Annotated in this window: 18 protein-coding genes; 10 read left to right on the plus strand and 8 right to left on the minus strand. The window is 55.2% G+C overall.

Features of this window, described 5'->3' with window-relative positions; genetic code table 11:
* Window positions 1-336: 336 nt before the first annotated feature.
* Window positions 337-963 (minus strand): helix-turn-helix transcriptional regulator, encoded by a 627-nt coding sequence (locus BLR09_RS13865; RefSeq protein WP_093203211.1) that lies wholly within the window; start codon window positions 961-963, stop codon window positions 337-339.
* Between the two features lie 127 nt (window positions 964-1,090).
* Here BLR09_RS13865 and BLR09_RS13870 point away from each other — a divergent pair, with 127 nt between their 5' ends.
* The 3 genes from BLR09_RS13870 to BLR09_RS13880 all read left to right on the plus strand — a co-directional run bounded on the left by BLR09_RS13870 (window position 1,091) and on the right by BLR09_RS13880 (window position 6,790).
* Entirely contained in the window at window positions 1,091-2,176 is a 1,086-nt protein-coding gene (locus BLR09_RS13870) for an efflux RND transporter periplasmic adaptor subunit (RefSeq protein ID WP_093203214.1), read from the plus strand.
* A 79-nt stretch (window positions 2,177-2,255) separates the two neighbouring features.
* Window positions 2,256-5,411 carry an efflux RND transporter permease subunit gene (locus tag BLR09_RS13875; RefSeq protein ID WP_093203216.1) on the plus strand — a complete coding sequence of 1,052 codons (3,156 nt, stop codon included), beginning with the start codon at window positions 2,256-2,258 and terminating at the stop codon, window positions 5,409-5,411.
* Window positions 5,408-6,790, plus strand: coding sequence for an efflux transporter outer membrane subunit (locus BLR09_RS13880; protein ID WP_093203220.1), 1,383 nt, complete (start codon window positions 5,408-5,410; stop codon window positions 6,788-6,790). The genes BLR09_RS13875 and BLR09_RS13880 overlap by 4 nt, the downstream gene beginning before the upstream one ends.
* An 82-nt stretch (window positions 6,791-6,872) precedes the next feature.
* Here BLR09_RS13880 and BLR09_RS13885 read toward each other — a convergent pair whose 3' ends face one another.
* Window positions 6,873-8,174, minus strand: coding sequence for an amidohydrolase (locus tag BLR09_RS13885; protein WP_093203223.1), 1,302 nt, complete (start codon window positions 8,172-8,174; stop codon window positions 6,873-6,875).
* Between the two features lie 80 nt (window positions 8,175-8,254).
* Complete coding sequence (locus tag BLR09_RS13890) at window positions 8,255-9,088, minus strand: helix-turn-helix domain-containing protein (protein WP_093203225.1); 834 nt, start codon at window positions 9,086-9,088, stop codon at window positions 8,255-8,257.
* A gap of 156 nt (window positions 9,089-9,244) precedes the next feature.
* Here BLR09_RS13890 and BLR09_RS13895 point away from each other — a divergent pair, with 156 nt between their 5' ends.
* The 3 genes from BLR09_RS13895 (at window position 9,245) to BLR09_RS13905 (ending at window position 11,177) form a co-directional block, all read left to right on the plus strand.
* Window positions 9,245-9,619, plus strand: coding sequence for a helix-turn-helix domain-containing protein (locus BLR09_RS13895; protein ID WP_093203228.1), 375 nt, complete (start codon window positions 9,245-9,247; stop codon window positions 9,617-9,619).
* Window positions 9,620-9,699: 80 nt separating this feature from the next.
* The gene (locus BLR09_RS13900) at window positions 9,700-10,455 is read left to right on the plus strand and encodes an SDR family oxidoreductase (RefSeq protein ID WP_093203231.1); all 756 of its coding nucleotides are present in this window, start codon (window positions 9,700-9,702) and stop codon (window positions 10,453-10,455) included.
* 59 nt (window positions 10,456-10,514) lie between these two features.
* On the plus strand, window positions 10,515-11,177 hold the full coding sequence (locus tag BLR09_RS13905) for a potassium channel family protein (protein WP_093203233.1): 663 nt from the start codon (window positions 10,515-10,517) through the stop codon (window positions 11,175-11,177).
* Window positions 11,178-11,267: 90 nt separating this feature from the next.
* Here the strand turns inward: BLR09_RS13905 and BLR09_RS13910 are convergent, their stop codons facing one another.
* Window positions 11,268-12,146, minus strand: a complete 879-nt coding sequence (locus tag BLR09_RS13910; protein WP_093203236.1) for an NmrA family NAD(P)-binding protein — start codon at window positions 12,144-12,146, stop codon at window positions 11,268-11,270.
* Window positions 12,147-12,227: 81 nt separating this feature from the next.
* On the opposite strand from BLR09_RS13910, the gene BLR09_RS13915 reads away from it, so the two are divergent.
* The 4 genes from BLR09_RS13915 (at window position 12,228) to BLR09_RS13930 (ending at window position 16,100) form a co-directional block, all read left to right on the plus strand.
* Window positions 12,228-12,620, plus strand: a complete 393-nt coding sequence (locus tag BLR09_RS13915) for a winged helix-turn-helix transcriptional regulator (protein ID WP_093203238.1) — start codon at window positions 12,228-12,230, stop codon at window positions 12,618-12,620.
* Between the two features lie 967 nt (window positions 12,621-13,587).
* Entirely contained in the window at window positions 13,588-14,223 is a 636-nt protein-coding gene (locus BLR09_RS13920) for a response regulator transcription factor (RefSeq protein ID WP_218126659.1), read from the plus strand.
* Window positions 14,224-14,361: 138 nt separating this feature from the next.
* Window positions 14,362-14,811 (plus strand): YybH family protein, encoded by a 450-nt coding sequence (locus BLR09_RS13925; RefSeq protein ID WP_093203244.1) that lies wholly within the window; start codon window positions 14,362-14,364, stop codon window positions 14,809-14,811.
* 71 nt (window positions 14,812-14,882) lie between these two features.
* Window positions 14,883-16,100 (plus strand): DUF1028 domain-containing protein, encoded by a 1,218-nt coding sequence (locus BLR09_RS13930; protein ID WP_093203246.1) that lies wholly within the window; start codon window positions 14,883-14,885, stop codon window positions 16,098-16,100.
* Between the two features lie 53 nt (window positions 16,101-16,153).
* On the opposite strand, the gene BLR09_RS13935 is transcribed toward BLR09_RS13930, so the two are convergent.
* The 4 genes from BLR09_RS13935 to BLR09_RS13950 form a co-directional block, all read right to left on the minus strand.
* Window positions 16,154-17,377: a DUF4374 domain-containing protein gene (locus tag BLR09_RS13935; RefSeq protein WP_093203249.1), complete on the minus strand. Its 1,224-nt coding sequence runs from the start codon at window positions 17,375-17,377 to the stop codon at window positions 16,154-16,156.
* Window positions 17,378-17,390: 13 nt separating this feature from the next.
* Entirely contained in the window at window positions 17,391-19,784 is a 2,394-nt protein-coding gene (locus tag BLR09_RS13940; protein ID WP_093203251.1) for a TonB-dependent receptor, read from the minus strand.
* Between the two features lie 574 nt (window positions 19,785-20,358).
* Window positions 20,359-20,919, minus strand: coding sequence for a sugar O-acetyltransferase (locus BLR09_RS13945; RefSeq protein WP_093203254.1), 561 nt, complete (start codon window positions 20,917-20,919; stop codon window positions 20,359-20,361).
* A 98-nt stretch (window positions 20,920-21,017) separates the two neighbouring features.
* Window positions 21,018-21,887 (minus strand): helix-turn-helix domain-containing protein, encoded by an 870-nt coding sequence (locus BLR09_RS13950; protein ID WP_093203257.1) that lies wholly within the window; start codon window positions 21,885-21,887, stop codon window positions 21,018-21,020.
* Window positions 21,888-22,520: the final 633 nt, after the last annotated feature.

Raw genomic sequence — 22,520 nt, forward strand, 5'->3', positions numbered from 1 at the left:
GCGCGTTCTTAAAAGCGGGCCGAAAAAGACAGAGACCCGATCGGACCAAACACGATGGCTTGTTGGTTGATGAAAACGTGTTCGTCCGAAGGCGGTGCAGCCGTATGGGGATACGGTAAACCGACGTCACAAAGGTAGGACGTTTCCGGGAAACGAAAAAACCGGATATGAGTATTTCCGGGATAGAGACAGGTAATTATTAAAAAATTTCAATAATTTGATTGTCAATACATTAACCTTCTTTGAACAGTCAAATTTTCTCTTTTTGCAATCCAATGCAGGGAAACGCAGTAGATAAAAGTATTCAAAGATAAAATTGTCAGAAATAAGGATATGTCACTGCTTCGGGGATACCCGGTAAGCGCAGCGCCGCCCGCCGCTGAGCAGGTGATCTACCCGGCTGACCTCTGCATCGGAGCCGAGAGCTTCCCTGAAAACCGATAGCTCCGCTTTACAGAAATTCTGGCAGGCCGTTGCCGCCGCACAAATCGGGCAGTGATCTTCAATGAGGAGGAAATCTGCACCATCGGCTTCAACCCGCGCCATGTACCCCTCCCGGTCGCGCAGGCCGGACAACGTCCGTACGCGATCCTCCAGCGTGGCCTGTCCGGCCATGGCTGCCTGGTATTTCTGACGGGCGTCGAGCGCCGACGCGTCAATCAGCGCCTGCAACCCTTCTTCCCCGAACAGCTCGCGGGTTTTCTGGATGAGGCGTACCGTCAGATCGGCGTGCGAATCAGGAAAACGGGCATGCCCGGCAGTAGTCAACGACCAGATCTGCTGCGGACGCCCGCGTCCCTTCGCTTCACTCCGGGCCTCTACTAACCCTTCGCCTGCGAGGCGCAGCAGCTGAAAACGTGCTCCTTCTGTGGTAACGCCCATTTCGGTCGCCAGTACCGCCAGAGGCTGCGGACCTTTTGACTTCAATACCCATAATGCCCGCTCGTTGTCAGAAATATTCATAATAAACAAAGTGTTTATTTGGTTTAATAGAGCGAAGGTATTTACTTTGCCCGGGATATCCAACTGCAGAGCCGGAAATACCTACCCGGAACCAGAACCATTTTTCCCGTAAAAGCCAGCTGATTCTATGAAAACACATTACCTGTTACCGGCCGTGGCAGCTTCGCTGCTGTCGGGCTGCGTGCCTCCTTCACCTGCCACGACGACAGATATACCGACCTATCCGGTACTGACGGTGACACTGGCAGACAGTCGCCGGACCATTGAATATCCGGCGACTATCCAGGGCTTCCGCAACGTCGAGGTGCGGCCCCGTATTGAAGGGTACATCGCCGGGATGTATGTCGACGAAGGCGCCGTCGTCCGCAAGGGGCAACTCCTGTTCCGGCTTCATGCGCCGACCTACGAGCAGGAAGCGATCCGGGCCGAAGCGGCCGTCAAAAGTGCCGAAGCGGCCGTCGGTACGGCGCGTATCCAGCTGCGCAAGACCGAACCCCTGGTAGCCCGGGGTATTATCAGCGAGTTTGAAGGCGAAACGGCCCGCCAGGCCCTGGCAGCAAAGGAGGCAGACCTGGATCAGGCGCGTGCCGCTCTGCGCAATGCCCGCGTCAACCTGGGGTATGCGCGGATTACCAGCCCGTCTGACGGCGTCATCGGGCGCCTGCCCTACAAAACCGGCAGCCTCGTCGGCAGCGCCGGCGAACCGCTGACCGTCGTATCTGACATCTCCACGGTGTATGCATGGTTTTCATTCACCGAAAAGCAATTTCTGGAACTGACAACCGACGCCAGCCGCCTGCCGCCGGTGCGCCTGGTACTGGCTGATGGAAAGGAGTATTCCGAGACCGGTCGCGTCGAGACCACCGGCGGTCAGGTCGATACCGGTACCGGTACCATGAGCCTTCGGGCGGCATTCCGGAATCCGGCCGGGCGTGTCCGTTCGGGGAGTACGGCGACGGTGCGTATAGTGTACTCCGTTAAAGATGTGCTCGCTGTTCCTGCCGGAGCGACCTTCGAGCTTCAGGGTAAAAAATTCGTGTTTTCCGTTGATTCTTCCGGCGTAGTGCATGCCCGCAGTATCTCGGTGGAAGAACTGCCCGCAGGGGATACCTTCCTGGTCAGCAGCGGCTTGACAGCCGGCGAGCGGATTGTCTCCGGCGGGTTGGGAAACCTGCGTGACGGCGACAAAATCCAGCCTAAGACAACCCGCTAATCCTTTTCAAAGGGCCGCTGAGGCCGGCGCCGGCTTAACCCGGCGCCCGGGACTACTCTGCCCAAATGCATCCAAAGCCATGATTCAGAAATTTGTCGATAACCCGGTACTGGCGACGGTCATTTCCGTCATCCTTGTGATTCTCGGGATATTGGGCCTGGCCACGCTGCCTGTCTCGCAGTACCCGGAAATCGCTCCGCCGACGGTCGAAGTAACGGCCGCGTATCAGGGCGCCAACGCAGAAGTAGTCATGAAAAGCGTCATTATTCCCCTCGAAGAACAGATCAACGGGGTAGAGCACATGACCTACATGACCTCCAAGGCCAGCAATGACGGAACGGCGCTGATTACCGTCAATTTTGAGCAGGGAACCGACCCCGATCTGGCGGCGGTCAACGTACAAAACCGGGTAGCGAAGGCGACGGGGTTGATGCCTGCCGAAGTCGTCCGCACCGGTATTACCACCACGAAAAAGCTGAACAGCGAGGTATTCGGCTTCCTGCTGTACAGTGAAAATCCGGCGTTTGACGAGAATTTTTTAGATAACTACTTGCGGATCAATTTGTTGCCGGAGCTGAAGCGGATACCCGGAGTAGGGGACGTGCAGGTATGGAGCGACCAGGCCTATTCCATGCGGATCTGGCTCCGGCCGGATGCGATGGCTTCTCACGGACTGGTACCCGACGACGTCGTCGCGGCGCTTGCCGAACAGAACATCGAAGCGTCCCCGGGCAAGCTGGGAGAAAACAGCCGCAAGACCTTTCAATATGTACTCAAGTATACCGGCCGGCTCGAAAAGCCGACGCAGTTCGAGGATATTGTCCTCCGCGCCAAAAGCGACGGGCGGTTGCTCCGCCTCCGGGACATCGCCCGCGTGGAGCTCGGGGCCTTCAACTATGCCTCGGACCTGACCGCTCAGGGGTACCCGTCTTCCGGCGGAGCCATCAGCCAGACGGCCGGGTCGAATGCGCACGAAGTAGTGGGAAAGGTGGAAGAGATATTCGAACGCGCAAAAGCCGATTTCCCGCCGGGTGTAAAGATCGCGACGTTCATCAACGTCAACAGCTTTCTCGACGCTTCCATTGCCAAGCTGATCCAGACGCTTTTCGAAGCCTTCCTGCTCGTTTTTGTAGTAGTATTTTTGTTTTTGCAGGACTTCCGGTCGACGCTCATTCCAGCCATCGCCGTGCCCGTTGCCATCGTCGGGACGTTTTTCTTCCTCAAACTATTCGGCTTTACGCTGAACCTGCTGACGCTGTTTGCGCTGGTGCTGGCGATTGGTATTGTCGTGGATGATGCGATCGTGGTTGTCGAAGCCGTCCACGCCAAGCTCGATCAGGGCGCCCGCTCGGCACGCAAGGCTACGCTTCATGCCATGAGCGAAATCAGCACGGCGATTGTCTCCATCACCCTGGTCATGTCGGCGGTATTTGTGCCTGTGACGTTTCTGACCGGTTCGGCAGGCGTATTTTACCAGCAATTCGGATTGACGCTCGCCGTGGCGATTCTCCTCTCTGCTGTTAATGCCCTGACGCTCAGTCCTGCCCTGTGCGCGCTTTTGCTCAGGCCTCACGACGAAAGCCACGCCGCCACCGGATGGAAAGCCCGTTTTTTCGCCGCATTCAATGCCGGCTTCGAAGTGCTGACGCGCCGGTACGTGGATATTGTGCGAAACCTGATCGCGCGGAAATGGCTGGCCTTCGGTATGCTGGTCGTTTTTTCAGGATTGCTGGTGTATTTCCTCCGGACAACGCCAACCGGGTTTGTTCCCAACGAGGATTCCGGCGCTATCTACGGAGATATCATCCTGCCGCCGGCGTCGACGCTGGAACAAACGGCCCGGGTAGCCGATCAGGTCGACAGCCTCGCCCGGGCGATGCCGGAAGTAGCTGTTACCTCGCGGCTGGTGGGTATGAACCTCATCAGCGGGACCGGCGGTTCATACGGCGCGATGTTCATCGCCCTGAAACCCTGGAAGGAGCGTACCGGGCCCGGGCAGGATATTAACAGCCTGGTCGGACGGCTCTTTCAACTGACATCAACCATTCAGGGAGCGAAGATCATCTTTTTCGCCGCGCCGACGCTGCAGGGTTTTGGCAACAGCAGCGGCTTTGAGGTACAGCTGCAGGACAAAACCGGCGGTAGTTACCGGGGTTTCGGGGCGACGGTCGCCAAATTCACCGAAAGCCTCGGTAAACGTCCTGAAATACAGTATGCTGCGACGCCCTACCATACCAACCTGCCGCAATACGAGATCCGGGTGGATGTGCCGAAGTGCAAGCAGGCCGGGATAGACGTCAACGGTTTACTCAGCACGATGCAGGGCTTTCTCGGCGGTATCTACGCATCCGACTTCAACCGATTCGGCAAACAATACAAGGTACTCCTGCAATCAGAACCGGGTTTCCGGGCAGAGGAGGCCGATCTGAACCGGATCTACGTCCGTAACGACAAAGGTGAAATGGCGCCGGTCTCTGCCTTTCTCAGTCTGCACCGGACCAGCGGACCGGAGTTTATCAACCGGTTTAACCTGTTTACATCGGCCGCGGTAACCGGTGCTCCCGCCGGCGGGTACAGTTCCGGCGACGCGATCCGCGCCATCCGCGAAGTAGCCGCCGAAACCCTGCCGCGGGGAACAAGCTTTGAGTTCAGTGCCCTGACGCGCGAGGAAATCAACAGCGGCGGGCAAACCTGGGTCATTTTCGGGCTGTGCCTCCTCTTTGTGTACTTCCTCCTCAGTGCGCAGTACCGCAGTTATGTACTGCCGCTGTCGGTGCTGCTGTCGCTTCCGATCGGGCTGGTGGGTGCTTTCCTGTTTGCCCGTGTGGCAGGGTTGGACAATAATATCTTCCTGCAGATCAGCCTGGTGATGCTGATCGGATTGCTGGCGAAAAACGCGATCCTCGTCGTCGAGTTTTCGCTGCAACGCCGCCGCAGTGGTCTGGGCCTCGTCCGGGCAGCGATTGCCGGTGCTGTGGCGCGCTTCCGGCCGATTCTGATGACGTCGTTTGCCTTCATTTTCGGCCTGCTTCCGCTGATGCTGGCGTCGGGCGTAGGAGCGCTGAGTAACCGGTCGATCGGCACGGCCGCGGTTGGCGGTATGCTCGTCGGTACCGTTTTTGGCCTGCTGGTAATTCCGGCGCTGTTTGTTGTGTTTCAGGCGCTCCACGAGCGGGTAAGCGGGACCGGTATAGTAGCCAAAACACAGGAGTATTCGAACGAAATCAACGAATGAAACATACATTTTTCTGGATAGCTGTAGCCGGATGGGCGATAGTATCCTGCAAGGTTACCGAACCGTACCGTCGTCCGGACGCGACCGCGTCCTATCGCGCAGTCTCCGCCGATACCACAGATGCCCTGAGCCTGGCAACCCGGCCGTGGCGAAGTTTCTTCACCGATACCCTGCTGCAACGGTACATTGACCAAGGTATTCGTGAAAATCCGGACATGAAAATCGCGGTGGAACGCATGCAGGCGGCGTCGGCTACCGCCCGCCAGACCCGGCTGGCTTTTTTCCCGGAAGTCAATTCCTCCCTGTCGCTGAAACAATCACGACTGGCCTTTCCGCAGGGTTTCGGGCTTGTGACGAGTGCGACGCAGTACGACGCGGGCCTCAGCATGGCCTGGGAAGCAGATATCTGGGGGAAACTACGCAGCAACCGGCGGGCGGCGCTCGCAGCCTGGCTGGGTACCGCGGCGGCGCGGCAGGCGGTGCAGAGTCGGCTCGTCGCTGATATTGCCGGGTTGTATTACCAGTTACTGGCGCTGGACAGCCAGCGGGAAATTCTCGAAAAAACCATCGAAAACCGTGCGAAAGACGTCGGGAGTATGAAAGACCTCATGGCTTCGGGCCAGGTAACCGGCGCGGATGTTGCGCAGAGTGAGGCCGGATATGCGGCGGCGGTGGTCGCATTGCCGGACCTGAAGCGCCAGGTACGGGAAGCGGAAAATGCGCTGTGTCTGTTACTGGCCCAGCCGGCGGGGCCCGTCGTTCGCGGTAGTTTGAAAGAGCAGGCGATGCCGGAGGGACTATCGGCCGGCCTTCCGGCGCAGCTGCTGCAAAACCGGCCGGATGTTCAGGTAGCGGAGCTGAGTTTCCGGAATGCGTTTGAACTGACCAATGTCGCCCGGACGGCCTTTTACCCCTCCCTCACGCTGACCGCCGGCGGCGGATTTTCGAGCTTCGATTTTGCACAGTGGTTTACTTCGGGAGGACTATTTGCCAACGTATTGGGCGGATTGACGCAGCCCGTATTCAAACGGGGCGAGAACAGGGCGCGGCTCGCCGTAGTAACCGCCCGCCGGCAGGAAGCCTGGTGGCAGTTTACGCAGGTACTCCGGACAGCGGGAAACGAAGTATCCGATGCGCTGTACGCACTCGAATCGGCGAAAGAAAAGTATGCGGGGAGAGAGCAGCAACTGACCGCGCTGTCCAGGGCGGTGGAGTTCAACAAGGAGCTGCTCCGGTATAGCTCCGCAACCAACTATACAGATGTGTTGCTGTCGGAGCAGCAATTGCTGGCGGCGCAACTAAGCCGGACGGGCGACCGCCTCCAGCAATGGCAGGCAATTATCAGCCTCTACCGCGCGCTGGGCGGCGGAACACACTGACCTGATTTTCTGTGCATTCTGTGCTTTATGTGAGAAAAAGAAAATTATGTTCTCACAGAAAGCACAGAATACACAGAAAGAATCAGAAGATCAGCTTGCCCTTGTGCAGGACCGATTTGACCGGTGAAATCCGGGAGACGGCTTCGGCAGAGCACGTCGCGTTTACGAGTGCGATATCGGCGCGGTCACCGGCCTTCGGCCACTGGCGGTTGCCTTTGTCGTCGAGCGGAAGGATACCTCCGGTCGCTATTTTCAGGCTGCGGGACAGGTCGAACTCGGTGGAATAGCCATACAACTGGGCCATGAGGTTGCATTTCTGCAGGACGCTGCCCGAGCCGAAGGTATTCCAATGGTCCACAATACTATCGTTTCCGGTCCATACCTCCACGCCGTGGCGTTGTAGTGCGGGAACCGGCATGATGAGTCCCCCGAAGGGAATCGTCGATATGACGCCTACGCCGGCGGCAGCCAGTTTCTGCGCGATTTCCTCCAGTTTCGGTTTTTCCAGCCGACCGAGCACAAAGCAGTGGCTGAGGTAGGTCTTGCCCTTCAGTGCCGGGTTTTCTTCTACTTTCCGGATGAGGTATTCGACGGTCCGGATGCCGGATTCTCCGCCTTCATGCAGGTGAATATCAATGCCTTTGCCGTGATCGAGGGCGAGCTGTACGACAAAATCAAGCGGTTTTTCGACGCTGCCGTCGATCGCAAACGGATCGAGTCCGCCGATAAACCCGATGCTTTTCCGGGCGGCGGCTTCCTTCATCAGGCCGGCAGAGTCGGTGTAGTACAAGCCATGCTGTGGAAACGCCACCAGTTCGGCCGAAAAGGTATCCTTTTTGTTTTCGAGCGCTTTTTCGAGGTGATCGAGGGAACGAAGGCCTGAGGTAGGCTCGATATTGACGTGACTCCGCGCAAACGTCGAACCTTTTGATTGCAGGAGTTCGATCAGTTTTTCGGCTTTGAACGTCGAGTTTTTCAGCAATTCGGGCAGGTTCCGCTGCTCAAACGCGATCATGTCGCGGAGGGAACGGTTTTTGGCCGAACGGGCTTTCCACTGGTCGCCGTAATAGGTTTTATCCAGGTGAATGTGCATGTCCCGGAAGGCGGGCAGGGCAAGGGCGCCTTTGGCGTCGTGGCCTTTTCCGGAAGGATCGTTCGGGAGAATGGCGGTTATTTTTCCATCCCGGAGCTCGAGCGTCGCCAGCTCGGTGCGGGTGGCGGTGATGTCACCGTCTTCGGTGACGAAGCCTGTTTCCAGGCGCACGTTTTTCAGGCGGAAGGGCATGTCGGCAGACTTTTCTTCGAGCCGGAAGCCGGTGGTACCGGCCAGCAGAATTGACGATTGTCGGATAAAGTCTTTGCGTGAAAGCGATTCAGCAAACATCGTATCGGAATTTTTGACAAAGGTAATCCGGCGGCAAGGCGGCTTTCCGGTGTATTTTATTCCTCCTTTGGTAAAAATCCTTACTGTTCCCGGAATTCCCGCGGGGTAAGGCCGGTCTGGCTCTTGAAAAAGTGGGAGAAATTGGCGGCGTCTTCAAATCCGAGAGCAAAGGTGATTTCCTTCACGGAGAGGTCGGTTGTCTGAAGCAGGCGTCGGGCCTCCAAGACGATGCGGCTGCGGATAACCGATAGCGCCGTGACGCCCAGGTACTTCCGGCAGAGTATAGTGAGGTAGTTGGCGGTCAGGCCGAGTTGTTCCGCGTAGAAAGCGACGGTCTTTTCCTCGCGGAAACGGCTGTCTACCAGCGACTGATACCGGAGCAATACCGGCGTCATCCGGTAAACAGACAGCTCTTCGAACCGCTGCTCCGCTTCCCGCCCGATCAGCCGCGCGATCAACCGGCACCGGAGCAGCACGATTTCGGAGGAAACGGGCTGGCGGAGCAACTCTTCCCGAACCGCCATCAGCTCGGCACGAAGCAGGGCAAACGTTTCAGGAGAGAGCCCGAAAACCGGATGCCGGCGGTAGGGAATCACCGGCAGGTCGAGTGTTTCGAACGCTTCCCGGCGGATCATCAGCTGCCAGGCAACGAGGTCTTCCCCGAATGCCCAGGTATGGACCTGCCCGGGAAAAAGCAGATGCAGTTGCCCCGGAGCGGTAGTATGGTCCGTAAAGTCAATGGTATGCGTTCCCGACCCGTTTTCCACCAGCAGGAAAAGAAAGAAATCGTGTTTGTGGGGTTTGTCGAAGTGCCGGCTCCCGCTCAGCTCATGAAAGGAAAAAAGACAATCGGGTTGCGTCTCAGACTGAAACGCGGTGATTGCCAGGGTCGGGAGATGATCGGTCGGCTGCATGGACCGGAAGATACGTTATTCCGTTCGTTGGTAGCGACTGCCGCGGAAAATGCGAAGCAGTCGATTCTCCCCGCAATTGTACGAAGGAGCCGGTGCGGAGCACCTGCCGGATCTATACCAAAAATTATGTATGTTTGGGTATTATCCACCTGACATATGCAAGTTTCCCGAAAAGAACAACTTACCCGCGATTACCTCGCGCTGGTAGACCGGCACCTGGACGACCTCCTCGCGCAGCGGGTATCGGAAATGCTGGAACTCAATCAGATAGCCGATACGCTGTGTGTGTCGCACAAGCACCTCATCGCCGTCGTCAAAGAAACACGCGGCGAACATCCGTGTCATTTCTACGTACAGAAGATCATTGAGCGGTCGAAAGAGCTGTTGCAGGATTCCGATCTTCCGGCCGCCGAAATCGCCCGGCTGCTGAGCTATGATCCTTCCAACTTTTCCAAGTTTTTCCGGAAATACGTAGGTAAAACACCTGGGCAGTTCCGGGCGGAAAGTACCGGCGTACTTCTTTCTGTCTAGCGAAAACTTCCGAAAAGTTCACCACGCTGCGACGGGTTCTGTCTTCCACTTTTGTGACGTAACTAATGTGTATTCCAGCCATGTCACAACACACGATTCAGAACAAGGTCGTACTCATTGCCGGAGGTGCCAAGAACCTCGGAGGATTGCTCAGCCGGAACCTCGCCGCGCAGGGCGCGAAAATTGCCATTCACTACAACAGCGAAGCCACGCGAGCCGATGCGGAAGCGACCAAAGCGGCGATTGAAGCCCGTGGCGGGGAAGCGTTTCTCTTTCAAGCGGATCTGACCGATGTACGGCAGATTACCCGTTTCTTTGAGGAAACTAAAGCCCGTTTCGGCGGGATCGACATCGCGATCAATACCGTGGGCAAGGTCCTGAAAAAGCCTTATGTTGACACGACAGAAGAGGAGTATGATTCGATGTTTGACATCAATTCAAAAGTCGCCTACTTCTTCATTCAGGAAGCCGGAAAACAGCTCAACGATAACGGCAAAATCTGTACGATCGTGACCTCTCTGCTCGCCGCCTTTACCGGGTATTATTCGACGTACGAAGGCGGAAAAGCGCCGGTAGAACACTTTACCCGTGCGGCAGCGAAGGAATTCGGCGGCCGGGGTATTTCGGTGACGGCAGTAGCGCCCGGCCCGATGGATACGCCGTTTTTCTACGGACAGGAAAGCGAGGATGCCGTGGCTTACCACAAGTCGGCATCGGCACTCGGTGGCCTGACGGATATCCGCGACATCGCGCCGCTGGTGCAGTTTCTGGTATCGGATGGTTGGTGGATTACCGGCCAGACGATCTTCGCCAACGGCGGGTATACGACACGCTGACAAACGCACGCCGGAGGGGAATTTGCCCGCTCCGGCGTTTTTTCGATAGGAGAATTTCCATGAGCCTGGCCTTTTTCGCCAAACGGAAATACGAAATCCTGCTGCTGGCGCTGTGCCAGCATTTGTTCGTGGGAATTTTTCTGACAGATCTGGATTTCTACACCCGGGTTATCTGGCCGCTGAATATGCTGATTCTGGGCGCCGGAACCATTGGTTTGTTTTCGGGCAGGCATGCCTGGCGGCATCGGATCCGGAACCTTCATTTTGTCCTGATTCTGCTGCTGCCGGTCGGGATTCCTTTTTTCCGGGATGTACCCTGGTATTTTACGCTCCTGAATGTCAACTATGTCGTTTACTTCGCGTTCATTTTCGGAGATGTGCTGCGGTTTCTGATCCGGCCCGGATACATCAATACAGATATTCTTTCAGCCGCGGCGTGCGGTTACCTGCTCCTGATTGAGCTGTCTGTTTTTCTGCTTCAGTTTTGCCAGTACCGCTCCCCGGCTTCGTTTAAGGGTATTGATACAACGAGCCCTGCTGCAATCTTCACCGATCTGGTCTATTTCTGTTCCATTACGTTTACCAGCATCGGTTTCGGAGATATTACGCCGGCTTCACACGAGACCAAACTGATCACTTCCTTTATCGGTATTGCCGGGCAGTTTTATACGGTGGTGCTGGTGGGTATTCTGGTCAGTAAATTCTCGTCAGAGCGGCAATAGGAAAGGCCGTATGGCTCCGGGTAAGCACCCGGAAGCGCAAAAGGAGCAGCCCCGTCCAACCGAAGAGGGCTGCTCCTTTTTTTACAGGTGTCAGAAACGTGCGGAAAACTCCTTCGCGAAGGTTTCGAGACGGATGGTTCCGTCGACCGGCGAACCGCTTTCTTCAAAATGCGCCAGCAGTCTGCCGCTGCGGAAGCCAACGCCCATCTCGGTATAAAGACCTGCTATTTCTTCGGGTACTCCCGCCTGGATCATGCCCCGGAGAGACTGTTCGTCGCTGAACTCCACCCAGGGCAGTCCCGGCCTGCCGATCGCATCGCCGATGGCCGAAGCGATTTCCTGCGGCGTGCGGACGTCGCTCACGATGTAGCGGACGTGCTTGCCGTCTCCCGGATGCTGCAACTCTTCTGCGGCAGCGGCGGCAATGTCTGCCGGGTGAACCAGCGCCAGCGGGAGGGAGGCCGGGAAGTTACCGCCCATGATACCGGGCCCCTGAATCAGCGGAATATCATTGTAAAAATTGGTGTAGAAATAACCCGCCCGGAGGAAGGTTACCGCTACGCCATCCAGTTCAGCATACGCTTTTTCGATGGGGTAAAGACCGGCAATAGGACCGTTTCCGGAGGGAAGATCAGCGCCTACGCTGCTGAGCATGACGACACGTGTAATACCGGTTGCCCGGATCGCATCGGCAAAGGCTTTTCCGGCCGCGGCCGTATTGGCCAGCACATCGGCGCCGCCGAGGTTTGGCGGGGTCATGGCAAAGAGTGCGTCAGCGCCGCGGATGGCGCTTTCAAGAAAGGCGGCGTCACTCACGGAGCCGACCGCCGGTGTTGCGCCCAGCGCTTCAATCGCTGCCCGGCGACCGGGATTGCTGGTGATGACGGTAACCGTATGTCCGGCAGAAACGAGCGATTTGACGAGGTGGGTTCCGATATTTCCGAGGGAACCGGAGAGAGTAATTTTCATGGTTTTGCTTTCGATTTTGACGCGGCAAAGGTATCTTTGGTACTTACTTTTTTACAAGTACTTACCCTAAAGTAGGTGCCTATGACAGCGATCAAGGAAAGTTCGACCATCCAGCAGAACAAGCAGTTTGCGCTGGAACAGTGCCCGGTTACCTATGTAATGGAGAAAATCGGGGGGTACTGGAAGCCTATTATTCTGTATCATTTGTCGCAGGGCGACAAGCGCTACAGTGAACTCCGCCGCGCCATTCCGGCGATTACGGAAAAAATGCTGATACAGCACCTGAAGCAGCTGGAAGTTGACGACCTCGTCCTCCGCGAATCGAAGCCGGTCGTGCCGCCGTTCGTGACCTACCGCCTGACGTCTTCGGGCCGGGGGCTGATTCCCGTCATCCAGGCCATGGCTGACTGGGCTTTCCGGGAGGTAAGGGGAGAGTTTGCGGACCGGATACACGCGTCCGCTTCAGAAGGCTGACGAAAGTATTGCATATTACTTTTTAACCTTATTGTAGTAAAAATTGCACAATGTTTCGCTAAAAATTTCGAACATTGCATGCAGGTTTATGTCATACTTTTGTAATGAAGGAGTAATTGTTTGTAGGATTAAGTAATTAGTTCTTCCTACTTATTGTGTTGCAGCTGTTTCGCTGTCGAACAGTATACAGGCTGTTCGGGTAGTGGAATTGGTTTCCTGCGTTCGGTCGCCGTCCGGAGAAGGAATACGGCCATGCGTTGGGTCTGATACATTGCGTTGTCCGCGATACTACACCTCACAGTAGCTCTCAACCCTTGAAATTTCTGACAAAATTTGCTTTTCAGAAGAAAGCAGATGTGGAATTATTGTGCCAATAATTGCCAGTCCTGATGTGTGATTCCTATTGCCGTATCTACATGGAAATACCGGTTAACAACACAAAAAAATACTCTGTTTTAAGTATTTTTTGATTAAAATGAAGCATTTACTTTTGCTTCGAAACGAGTTTGTTTGCTGATGAATCGCGCGATAGCGAGCGTGATTTTCAACCTATTCGACCGGTCGGAATGGTGAGCCTTCCGGTCTATGACGTTCCTGGCCGGCGCTGTTTTACGATGAGTTTGGCGCAATGAAAATGTCAGCAGATTCACGGCAGAAAAGTGACAGGATCCGCTAGTCCTTTGTTGTCCCGGGCGACGGGGTGATAAATCTGCCGAAGCTGCCTGATGGCGATGCACGAAGGTGAAACAGTGCTGGTCAGGTTTGTGTAACCGGTGATTGAAAACAGAGATCAGTGCCCACCCGAAGCGACTGACGGAACAAAAAAGTTAACCGGTGATAGTATCCTGACTGAAACCTTAACCTGAAACAAATTTCCGGGAATCACTCCTTCCGCCTATGGTATGAATTTGCCTTTTGTGCGTATTTATATCCGTGAGTTGTTATCCCCAAATGGCTATATTGAATGGTGAAATTAACGCCTAAGCGTGCTGTCATCTTTGATGATCAGAGACTTTTTTCAGAATCCTTTTGTGTCGCGCTGCTGCGCCTCGGTATGTTCGACGATGTGTCAGTTGTGCTATCGGACGGGGAGTTAGCAGGTCGCCTCCGGAACGAAGAAAAGGAAGAAATCTATTTTTTTGTCAGCGCGTCGATCCGGAAAATCAATGTGTTTCATCTGGTTGAAGAAACCAGGCGTATTTTCCCCGCTGTGACGATTATTTTCTGCATGAACTCGGAGAACTACGGCGTTATTTCCCGCGTACAACGCCTCGAAGCAAATGCCATTATCAGCAAGCGGGATTCATTCGGAGATCTGAAAAAATGCCTGGAACGGATCGGGGAAAAGGCCCTGATCTGCTCGCCATCCATAGAAGCTGTTATTCATACTGCTGAAACCGAAGGCGTCTGTTATTTTACCGCGAGGGAGATAGAAGTACTCTTTCTTTTATATGAAGGAAAAAATACGGAACAGATTGCCGGAATCATGCACCTGAGCCGACACACCATCGCTACGCACAAACGAAACATGATGACAAAATCAAATACCCGGTCTATGGGCGAACTGCTCGCCTTTGCCCGCCGGTATTTCGATATTACATAACGTTGGATAGGTTAAACATTCGTAACCGGAAAGGGAAGCGTTACTGACGCTTTCCTTTTTCCGTTTAATACCCATCGGGTTTGAAGAACTATTAAACTTGCCGATTTTCACTTTCTTGCGAAAAGAACCTCAAAACCGATGCGAAAATTAATACTTCTTTTTCTACTGACGGCGTGTGCGTCGCCGAAAGCCGAAACCGACGCCGTTCGCGCAATACTTGACTCCACACTCCGGGCCGATACCGATGCGATGAACCGATACGACTGGAAAACGTCTGCGGCATTATTTACGGACGACGGCACCTATGCCGATCCCGGCAACGGCGTTTTCCAGCATGGCCGTACCGTACTCGACAGCGTAATGCAGGCGGTCGTTGCCGGACACCGGAAAGACAGCCTCCGGGCAGATATTCAATGGGAAACCGAATCGCTGGTGGTACGGGATACGACCGCGTATCACGTGGTCCGGCAGACTTATTCCGTCCGCCCCGGCAGCCGCGAGCCTTTCCGGGGTACTGCCCATTTCGTCCTGGTCTGGAAGAAGCGTCCGCAGTGGCGGGTTCACACCCTGATGACGTTTCCGGATTGAGTCCGGCCATGTAAAATCGCTTTGCCGCCTCCGGATACCGGTTTTACTTTCCGGACGATATCCCCCGATACATGCGTCTACTCCGTTATGCCCTGCTTTGCCTCTCCCTGCCGCTGCACGCGCAAAACCTGCCGAGCCTGCTTCACGACCGGAATGTCCAGTCTACCTTCAGCATTGTGGCCTTTGATCCGCAGGCAGAAGAGTGGGGGATCGCCGTGGCGACCAACAACCTCGCCGTCGGCGCTTCCACAGCCTATATCCGGCCGGGTGTCGGCGCGTTTACGCTGATCGCTGAAACAGAACCGGCTTATGCCGCCAACGGATTTCGCCTGCTCGAACAGGGCCGGTCGATCGAAGAGGCCCTCGACTTCACCCGAAAGAAGGATACGCTCTCCTATCAACGGCAATTTGCCGGAGTCGATGCCGATGGGAATGTTTTTGCATTTACCGGTGAGTCGCTGCGCTACTGGAAGGGAACGGCAACCCATCGGACCGGTTTTCATTTTGCTGTACTGGGTAATCAGCTGGCGCCGGGCGTGACCGACCGGATGGCGGAGACTTTTGAAACCACGACCGGTACGCTCGCAACCCGCCTGCTCGCCGCGTTGCTGGCCGGCGAGCGTGCCGGCGGACAAATCAATGGAAAGCAATCAGCAGCGCTGCTCGTGAAAGGCGTCCGGCATGAATGGTATGAAGACATAGACCTGCGCGTTGACCACTCCCGGCATCCGTTTGAAGATCTCCGCCGACTGCTCGACTACTACGAGGGGCGGGTACTGACGAACCGTGCCGCCTTCGCAGCCCGGAACGACAATCCCGCCCGGGCCCGCGGTTTCCTGGCCGAGGCAACCCGGAAAACGAAAGGCTGGTATGGTTTCTATGGCCGTATCGCCAAAGTACACTGGTTGCTGCAGGAGCCGGTTCCGGCCCGGAAACTAGTGCTGGAGGCGCTGCGGGCCGAACCCCGCTGGAAAGAGAACCTGCCCGCTTTTTATGGAATATACGACGCGACGCTGGAAAGGCTGTACCCGGAAAAGAAGTTCACACTTGCAGACTGGACCCTGGCCGTCGACATGCTGATCGATGTCCGGCAGGCAGAAAAGGCCTTCGGACTGGCGGAACGAACGCTTGCCCGATTCCCCGAATCGCCGCAACTCTGGTACCTGAAAGCCCTCGCCGCGAAGGAAACGGGGAGGCTCTCCGAAGCGCGCCGGGCCGCCGCCCGCGCCCTCGCACTGGATCCCGCGCATGCGGAAGCAGGAAAACTTGCCGGAGCGCTGTCTGACTAAAAAGAAACGGCCGGGAAAAGTCTCCGGCCGTTTGAGGCAACATTAAGCACGAATTACTTGCTCATTTTGAAGAAGCCCATAACAGATTTTCCCTGTACCTGAGCGCCCTTCGTTCCTTTGGCAGCTGCGATGTCGACTTTGTAAATAAAGACACCGTCGTTGTTTTTGATCTGGATGTAGACGTTTCCGTTTTCGACGATTGAACTGTACTTCATCCCGCCGGTATGGAGGGGGACGTCGGTGACGTAGGCCACCGTCTTGGCGTTGAGATCGAGCACTGCCAGGCGGACGTCGCGCGTGGTCCATTTGTCTGCCGCCGTATGGTCCTTGAAGCTGTAAATCTGCGCCAGGGCCTTGCCGCTGCCGACGTATTTCATGGAAGCGATTTTGTAACCGCCCGTTACCTGCTCGATGTTGAAGAAGTAGTCTTTGTCAAATTCCGTGGTACCGTTTTTGATCCGCATGACGGCCGAAGGCTTCGTCGTCGGGGCAGAACCCGAGGCAATGGCCGTCGGCGAGTACGTGTACATATCGCCGTTTTCGGTCAGGCTGAGCGCGTCGTTGCCGGCGTATACCCCGATCGCTCCGGTGCGTGCATCCTTGAGGACCTTTTCCAGTTTCAGCCCCGGATAGGAGTAGACGGCGACATAGGCGGTGTCGGCATAGGCGGTTTCAAACGATGAATTTTTGATTTGGAAGAACGGCGCCCACAGCTTGTTGCCGATGACGCGCGCGTCGTTAAAATACGCCCATTCCTTTCCGTTTCCGGCTGCCTGGAAGACGTTGACTTTGGCCTCCCGGGTCACTTTCATCTGATTAGCGTTGATTTCGTAGACGGTCGCTTCGGCGGTGCCGTCGCGGGGAACGTACATCCCGACCATCAGGCTGTCGTTGATCGGGTTCCGGGCGTGGAGGCGGAGAATGGAAAACTCCCCGTTTTTCTTCGTCAGCAGTCCGGCCTGGTTGAGGGTATACCCCGGAACGACGTTCGTTCCCTGGTAGGTAATGCTGAGCAGGGTTTTGCCGATTTGCTCATACATGCGGTAGCTTTTCTGTTCAATACCCTGGCCGACGGGTGAGAGTACGCCCGTCATCAGGTCTTTCGTCTGAAGTATGTAATCGGTTGATTCAGAGGCGCTCCCGTCAGCGGTGAGGGCCAGGACATAGGTGCTGTTGCCGTCGGTCAGATCGTCCGGGTTTACCTTGTCGGAGTCACTTTTACAGGCTGAAAAGCCCATGGCGATTGCCGCCGCGAGGACGGCGTGTACCTTTTTCATGTGCAGAAATGAATTAGAGTTTGTGAATAAAATACCTGACTTTCAGGTAGAAAGCCCGGCCAGGTTTTTGCATAAGGAAGTTGTCGTAGAGACGGGCGTCGGTCAGGTTGCGGCATTCAGCCGATACGTTGTACCGTCCGTTGCGGAGGGAATAGGTCGCCGAGAGATCGTGCGATAGCTGCTGCGGAATTTCGTTTTTGTCGGAACGGTAGCCCAGGCTCGGCCACTTGAGGTAGTATGGCGCGACGTAGTTGACGTGGTACGTCAGCCCGAAGCGGCTGCCTTCCGGCCCCGCTTTTTTCGTCTGGAAACCAAGGTTGGCGTTTCCAAAGAGGTAGGGAATGTTCGGAATCTGGTCTTTGTAAATGGCACTGACAACCTTGCTGGTTTCGGTTTCGTATTTGGTCGTGTTGATGAGGTACTGGTAGGTGGCGTTTGCGCCGGCGGTAAATCCATCGAGGAAGGAGTAGCGGATATCCGCGTCGAAGCCCGTATTCCGGACCCCGCGGACGTTGACCGACTGCGTCCGGTTGTCCGCCAGATCCACGCGGATGAAGTCGGAGGCTTCCCGGTAAATCAGGTTAGCCTCCACGCTTAGTTTGTGCCGCTGCCCGAACCGCCGGTTGAGCATCGCGCCCAAATTAAGATTGTGGCTTTTTTCCGGACGGAGGTTGCGGTTGGCCACGTGGTTGATGCCGTCTCCGAATAGCTCGTCTCCTTCCGGGAGGCGGAAAGTCTTTTCGTAGGAAAACTTCAACTGAAGCGGATCAGCGATAAAGTAAGTAGTAGCCAGGCCAAAGCCGGTAGATGATTTATTATTGAAAACCGGTACCCATCGTGGATTCGTGTAGATGTCCACCCGCTGCGTCGCTTCACCGCGGACTATGAATTGTTTGACAAAGAGGGACGTCGACCAACGATCATTGTAATCCAGCTTGTAGCCCAGGCCCAGGACGTGTTTCCGGAGTATCTGCGGCTGCTGGTAGGATTCTTCCAGAGGGCGGAGGACATCGCTTCCTTTCCGGTCGAAGGTGGTGAAAACATAGTTGAGGCCGATCGACTGCCGGTCGCCCGGAGCATAATTCGCGCCGACCGTCGCAATGCCCGAATGATTCCGGAAACGGTACAGGCTGCGGCTGTTCTCGCCGCCGGGGACGTACTGACCGGCTTCGTTCCGGCTGTTGTCCTTGTATTCGCCGGCCCAGTTATAGACGCGGTTCAGGGTGTCGACATTTTGCGTGTGGCCGAGGTTGTACGAGCCATAGGCATTGAGATCCAGGCCTTTCAGAAACAGGTCCTTTTTCTGGTACTTGAAAGTTGGCATTACCGTCGTACTGGTTTGATACCACCCTCCGTACACTTTCGACATCTGTGCGGCTGTCTGTATTTCTTTCCGGTTTTGGGAGAGCACAAGACCGATCAGGAGACGATCCGCGAATTTCTTTCCGGTAAATCCGGCCTCTGCCTGCATGGTTTCCGAACGGTAGTTGTCGTGAAACCGGCGCAGCCGCTGTTCCGGCCCTATGACGGATGTGACCAGGTCCGTGACCCCGGTATGTACCCGGTAGTTGTTGTCAGAGTAATTCTGAAACAGGTTTGCCAGCACCGTGAAACCGCTTTTGGCATGGGTATATGCGCCCGTTACCGCCGTCCGATGGGTATTGAAGGAGCCGTAGGAATAGGAAACGTCGAGGTAATTCCGGGTCTTTTTATTGGTGATGATGTTGACGGCGCCCCCCAGCGCATCGGCGCCCAGCCAGATCGGGGTTACGCCTTTGTACACCTCGATGCGGTCGGCGAGGTTGACCGGTATGTTATTCAGCGTCAGCGATGAGCCGAAATTGTCCATCGGAATACCGTCCAGAAAGAATTTGACCTGGTTTCCGGAGAAGCCGTTGAGCGAGAAGTTGAAAGAGGAGCCCAGGCCGCCGTCCTCCCGGATACGCACACCGGCCGATTTGCCGAGTACCTGATTGAGGTCCTGCGTTGTGTTGTGAAGAGGCTTGGCGTCAATCGCAGTGATGTTGTATGCCTGGCGGGCGGCTTCCCGGGTTTCGGTCCGACCGGTTACCGAAACGGCGTCAAGGTCTCGGGAGACCGGCTCCAGGCGGATATCAAGGCGGGCTTCTTCCCCGTTTTTCAGGCGAATTGCCTGCTGAACAGTCCGGTATCCGACATGTGAAAAAAGCACGGTATATGTGCCGGCAGGGATTTTTTCGAGACGATACCGGCCGTTTTCCGCACTGGTAGTTCCGCGGTGATGGCCCTTCAGCGCGATGGTCGCACCGGGGAGCGATTCGCTTTCCCCGGCCGTTATCCGCCCCGACAGGATAGCGGGAAGTTTCTGCTGCGCATAGCCGCACAGACACAGCGCTGACAGGGAGCCTGTCAGAAGCAACCTCTTCATGGAGTTCTTTTTTGGGTACGACGATCCCCTTTTTCAGGGGCGAGGCGGCCGCTGCAACAGCCGGTCTCTTCAATGACATGGCAAGGCTCCGATACCGGAATCCCTGTCAGATCGACCACAAAGGAAATAATAATTTAGACTAAATAAAAACAATAACCTGAAAAAGACACTGCTTATTCCGGCTTCGATTTAGGAAAGCTTCTGAAAATCAAGTAGATATAGATTGGGGAAAAGCCCGCGTGGTCGGGTGGGCCGGAGTGGCTTGCCGGCCTATCGATAGGCCGGCAAGCGATGGGAGGAAAGAGAACCGGAAAGCATGCTCAGTACGGTCTGTTTTAACGCTGTTTCGTATACGTTAGCCGGCGGGCTATTCGGCCTGCCGGATGCGCACCGTGCCTTCCGGAAGCGTCACGGGCGGGCCGTCGATTCGTCCAAGGAATACGAGCCCGGTGGCGCGGAGGGGTTGTCGTACAGAACTCCCGTGAGAACCTGGTTACCGGAAACGATTCGGATTTTCATAACGCGGTTTTTGACGAAACCAGAAAAAAGACGATAAACACCGACAGCAGTCGTATCATACCGAACGTATGACTTTGGCAGGTACGCCGGCAACCACCGTATTGGGCGGAACATCCGCTGTCACGACTGCACCTGCGGCAACGATCGCATTTTCACCAATCGTAACGCCGGGGAGGACCGTTGCCGCTGCGCCGATCCATGCATTCCGGCCGATGTGAATGGGATGAGAGATCGTTGCCCTCCGTTCGGCTGGATTCAGCGGGTGGTTGGTAGTGATCAGGTTGACCTTCGGCCCGATCAGTACATTGTCTTCCAGGGTGATCCCGCCGCGGTCCATAAACGTGCAGGCGTGGTTGACGAAGACATTCTTTCCGATCCGGATGTTTTCCCCGAAATCCGTGTAAAAAGGCGGAATCAGGTAAAAGGAAGGATCAATTTCCTTTGCCGTGATTTCACTGAAAATTTCCCGGACACGCGCCGGATCATCGCTTACCAGGGTATTGAGTTCGGCTGTTTTGCGGGTGGCCTTGGCGATTACGGCCGCCAGGGCCGGGTACCCGGGATCGTCGGGATGGATGGTTTCTCCGGCCCGGTCCCGTTCAAAAATCGAGGGCATAAAGCGGGTAGTTTGCGGTCATCACACGAATGACATGGCAAAGTTCCGCCGCTGTACCCGGTTGCCGTTAACGGATATCAAACGGATGCCTAAGAATATCAAACCTTCCGGTGCCGGATGTTGGTCGGCGTTTCTCCTGTGTACCGCTTGAAGAAATTGTTGAAATACGTCGGGTATTCGAAGCCGAGGGAATAGGCAATTTCGGCGACGGGCCAGTCGGTATGCTGCAGCAGCGCCCTCGCTTCGGTTACGATCCGCTCGTTGATATGGGAGGTCGTGGGTTTGCCGGTGGTTTCCTTTACCGATCGGTTGAGGTAGTTGACGTGTACCGAGAGCCCGCCGGCATAGTCCTGCGCCGTCCGGAGGCGAAGCGGCTGTCCGGCGTTTTCGATCGGAAACTGCCGTTCGAGCAATTCAAAGAAGATACGTGTCAGCCGCGAAGATGCGTTCCGGCTTTCGGGAAGACTTTCAGACGGCTGAATTTTCAGCGCTTCATGAATAAGCAGGTGAATGAAATTGCGGATGAGGTCGTCCCTGAAGGCATATCCGGTAGCCTGCTCCTCAATCATCCGCTGGAAAAGAGAGCTGACATATTGCCGCTGCCCGTCGTTGAGACGGAAAATCGGCGTGCCGTCGAGCCGGAACAGCGGCGAATGCAGCAGGCTCTCGGAACGCTCGCCCTGCCGGAAAAAGGACTCCGAAAACAGGCAGGCATAGCCGGTATAGGAAGTCGCGACGGTTTCCCAGGAATAGGGGATGTGCGGGTTGCCGAAAAAGAGCAGGCTGCCTTCGACGTCATAGCTCTTGTCGGAATAGTGAACAATGTTCCGCCCGTTGTTGAGGCAAATCTTGAAAAAATCCTTCCGCGCATAGTTCCGCATCACAGGCGAGTCACTGCAGATCTCGTATGCCCGGAATCCCCGGAGCTTCAGTTCCGACGCGAAGTCGGACGTTACCTCTTGTTCCATGCATCAAAGTTAAGAAAATCAAAACAATTCGCTTTGTCACCTGAGCAAAACCGGGGCCGGCCGGCCGGCAGTGGATGGGTGTCCTGCCGGAGTACGGTTATGTCCGTGTCTTTTCTGGAGAAGAGCCTTTTAAGGATAGCTGTTTCCGGGTATAAGACGGATATTTAAGCGTTACTTTTTGTTGATTAAGCGCCTGTTTTAACCATTAATTCAATGATGAAATGATATAACAAATGTCGATTTAAAATAGCAATACTATAGAAACAAAATGAATCGTTACTGAAAAATAATTGTAACAAATAATCGACTATTACTGCAATTATGTTGTAAAAATACAGTTCATGGACTGTATTTTTATATCTGATTATCAGGTTTTTATGCTTGAAATCGGATTTTTGCTGTAATTCTATTCTTTTTGAAAATTATCTCCTTATTCCTGTTTTTTAACTAACCAAATGCTATTAATTGGCATCTGTAAACCGCTGATTGTTTCGGGTATTCTGTCTGTTATTATAGCTCTATTTATTTTTAAGGTGATGGGTTCATCGCTAGTAAAAACATGTTCAACTTTAAATCGGAAATGAATGATGATCAGGTCTACTTTCTGTTCAAACAAAGGAGTGCACGGCGCAT

This window comes from Siphonobacter aquaeclarae, assembly GCF_900103285.1.
Classification (GTDB): Bacteria; Bacteroidota; Bacteroidia; order Cytophagales; family Spirosomataceae; genus Siphonobacter; species Siphonobacter aquaeclarae.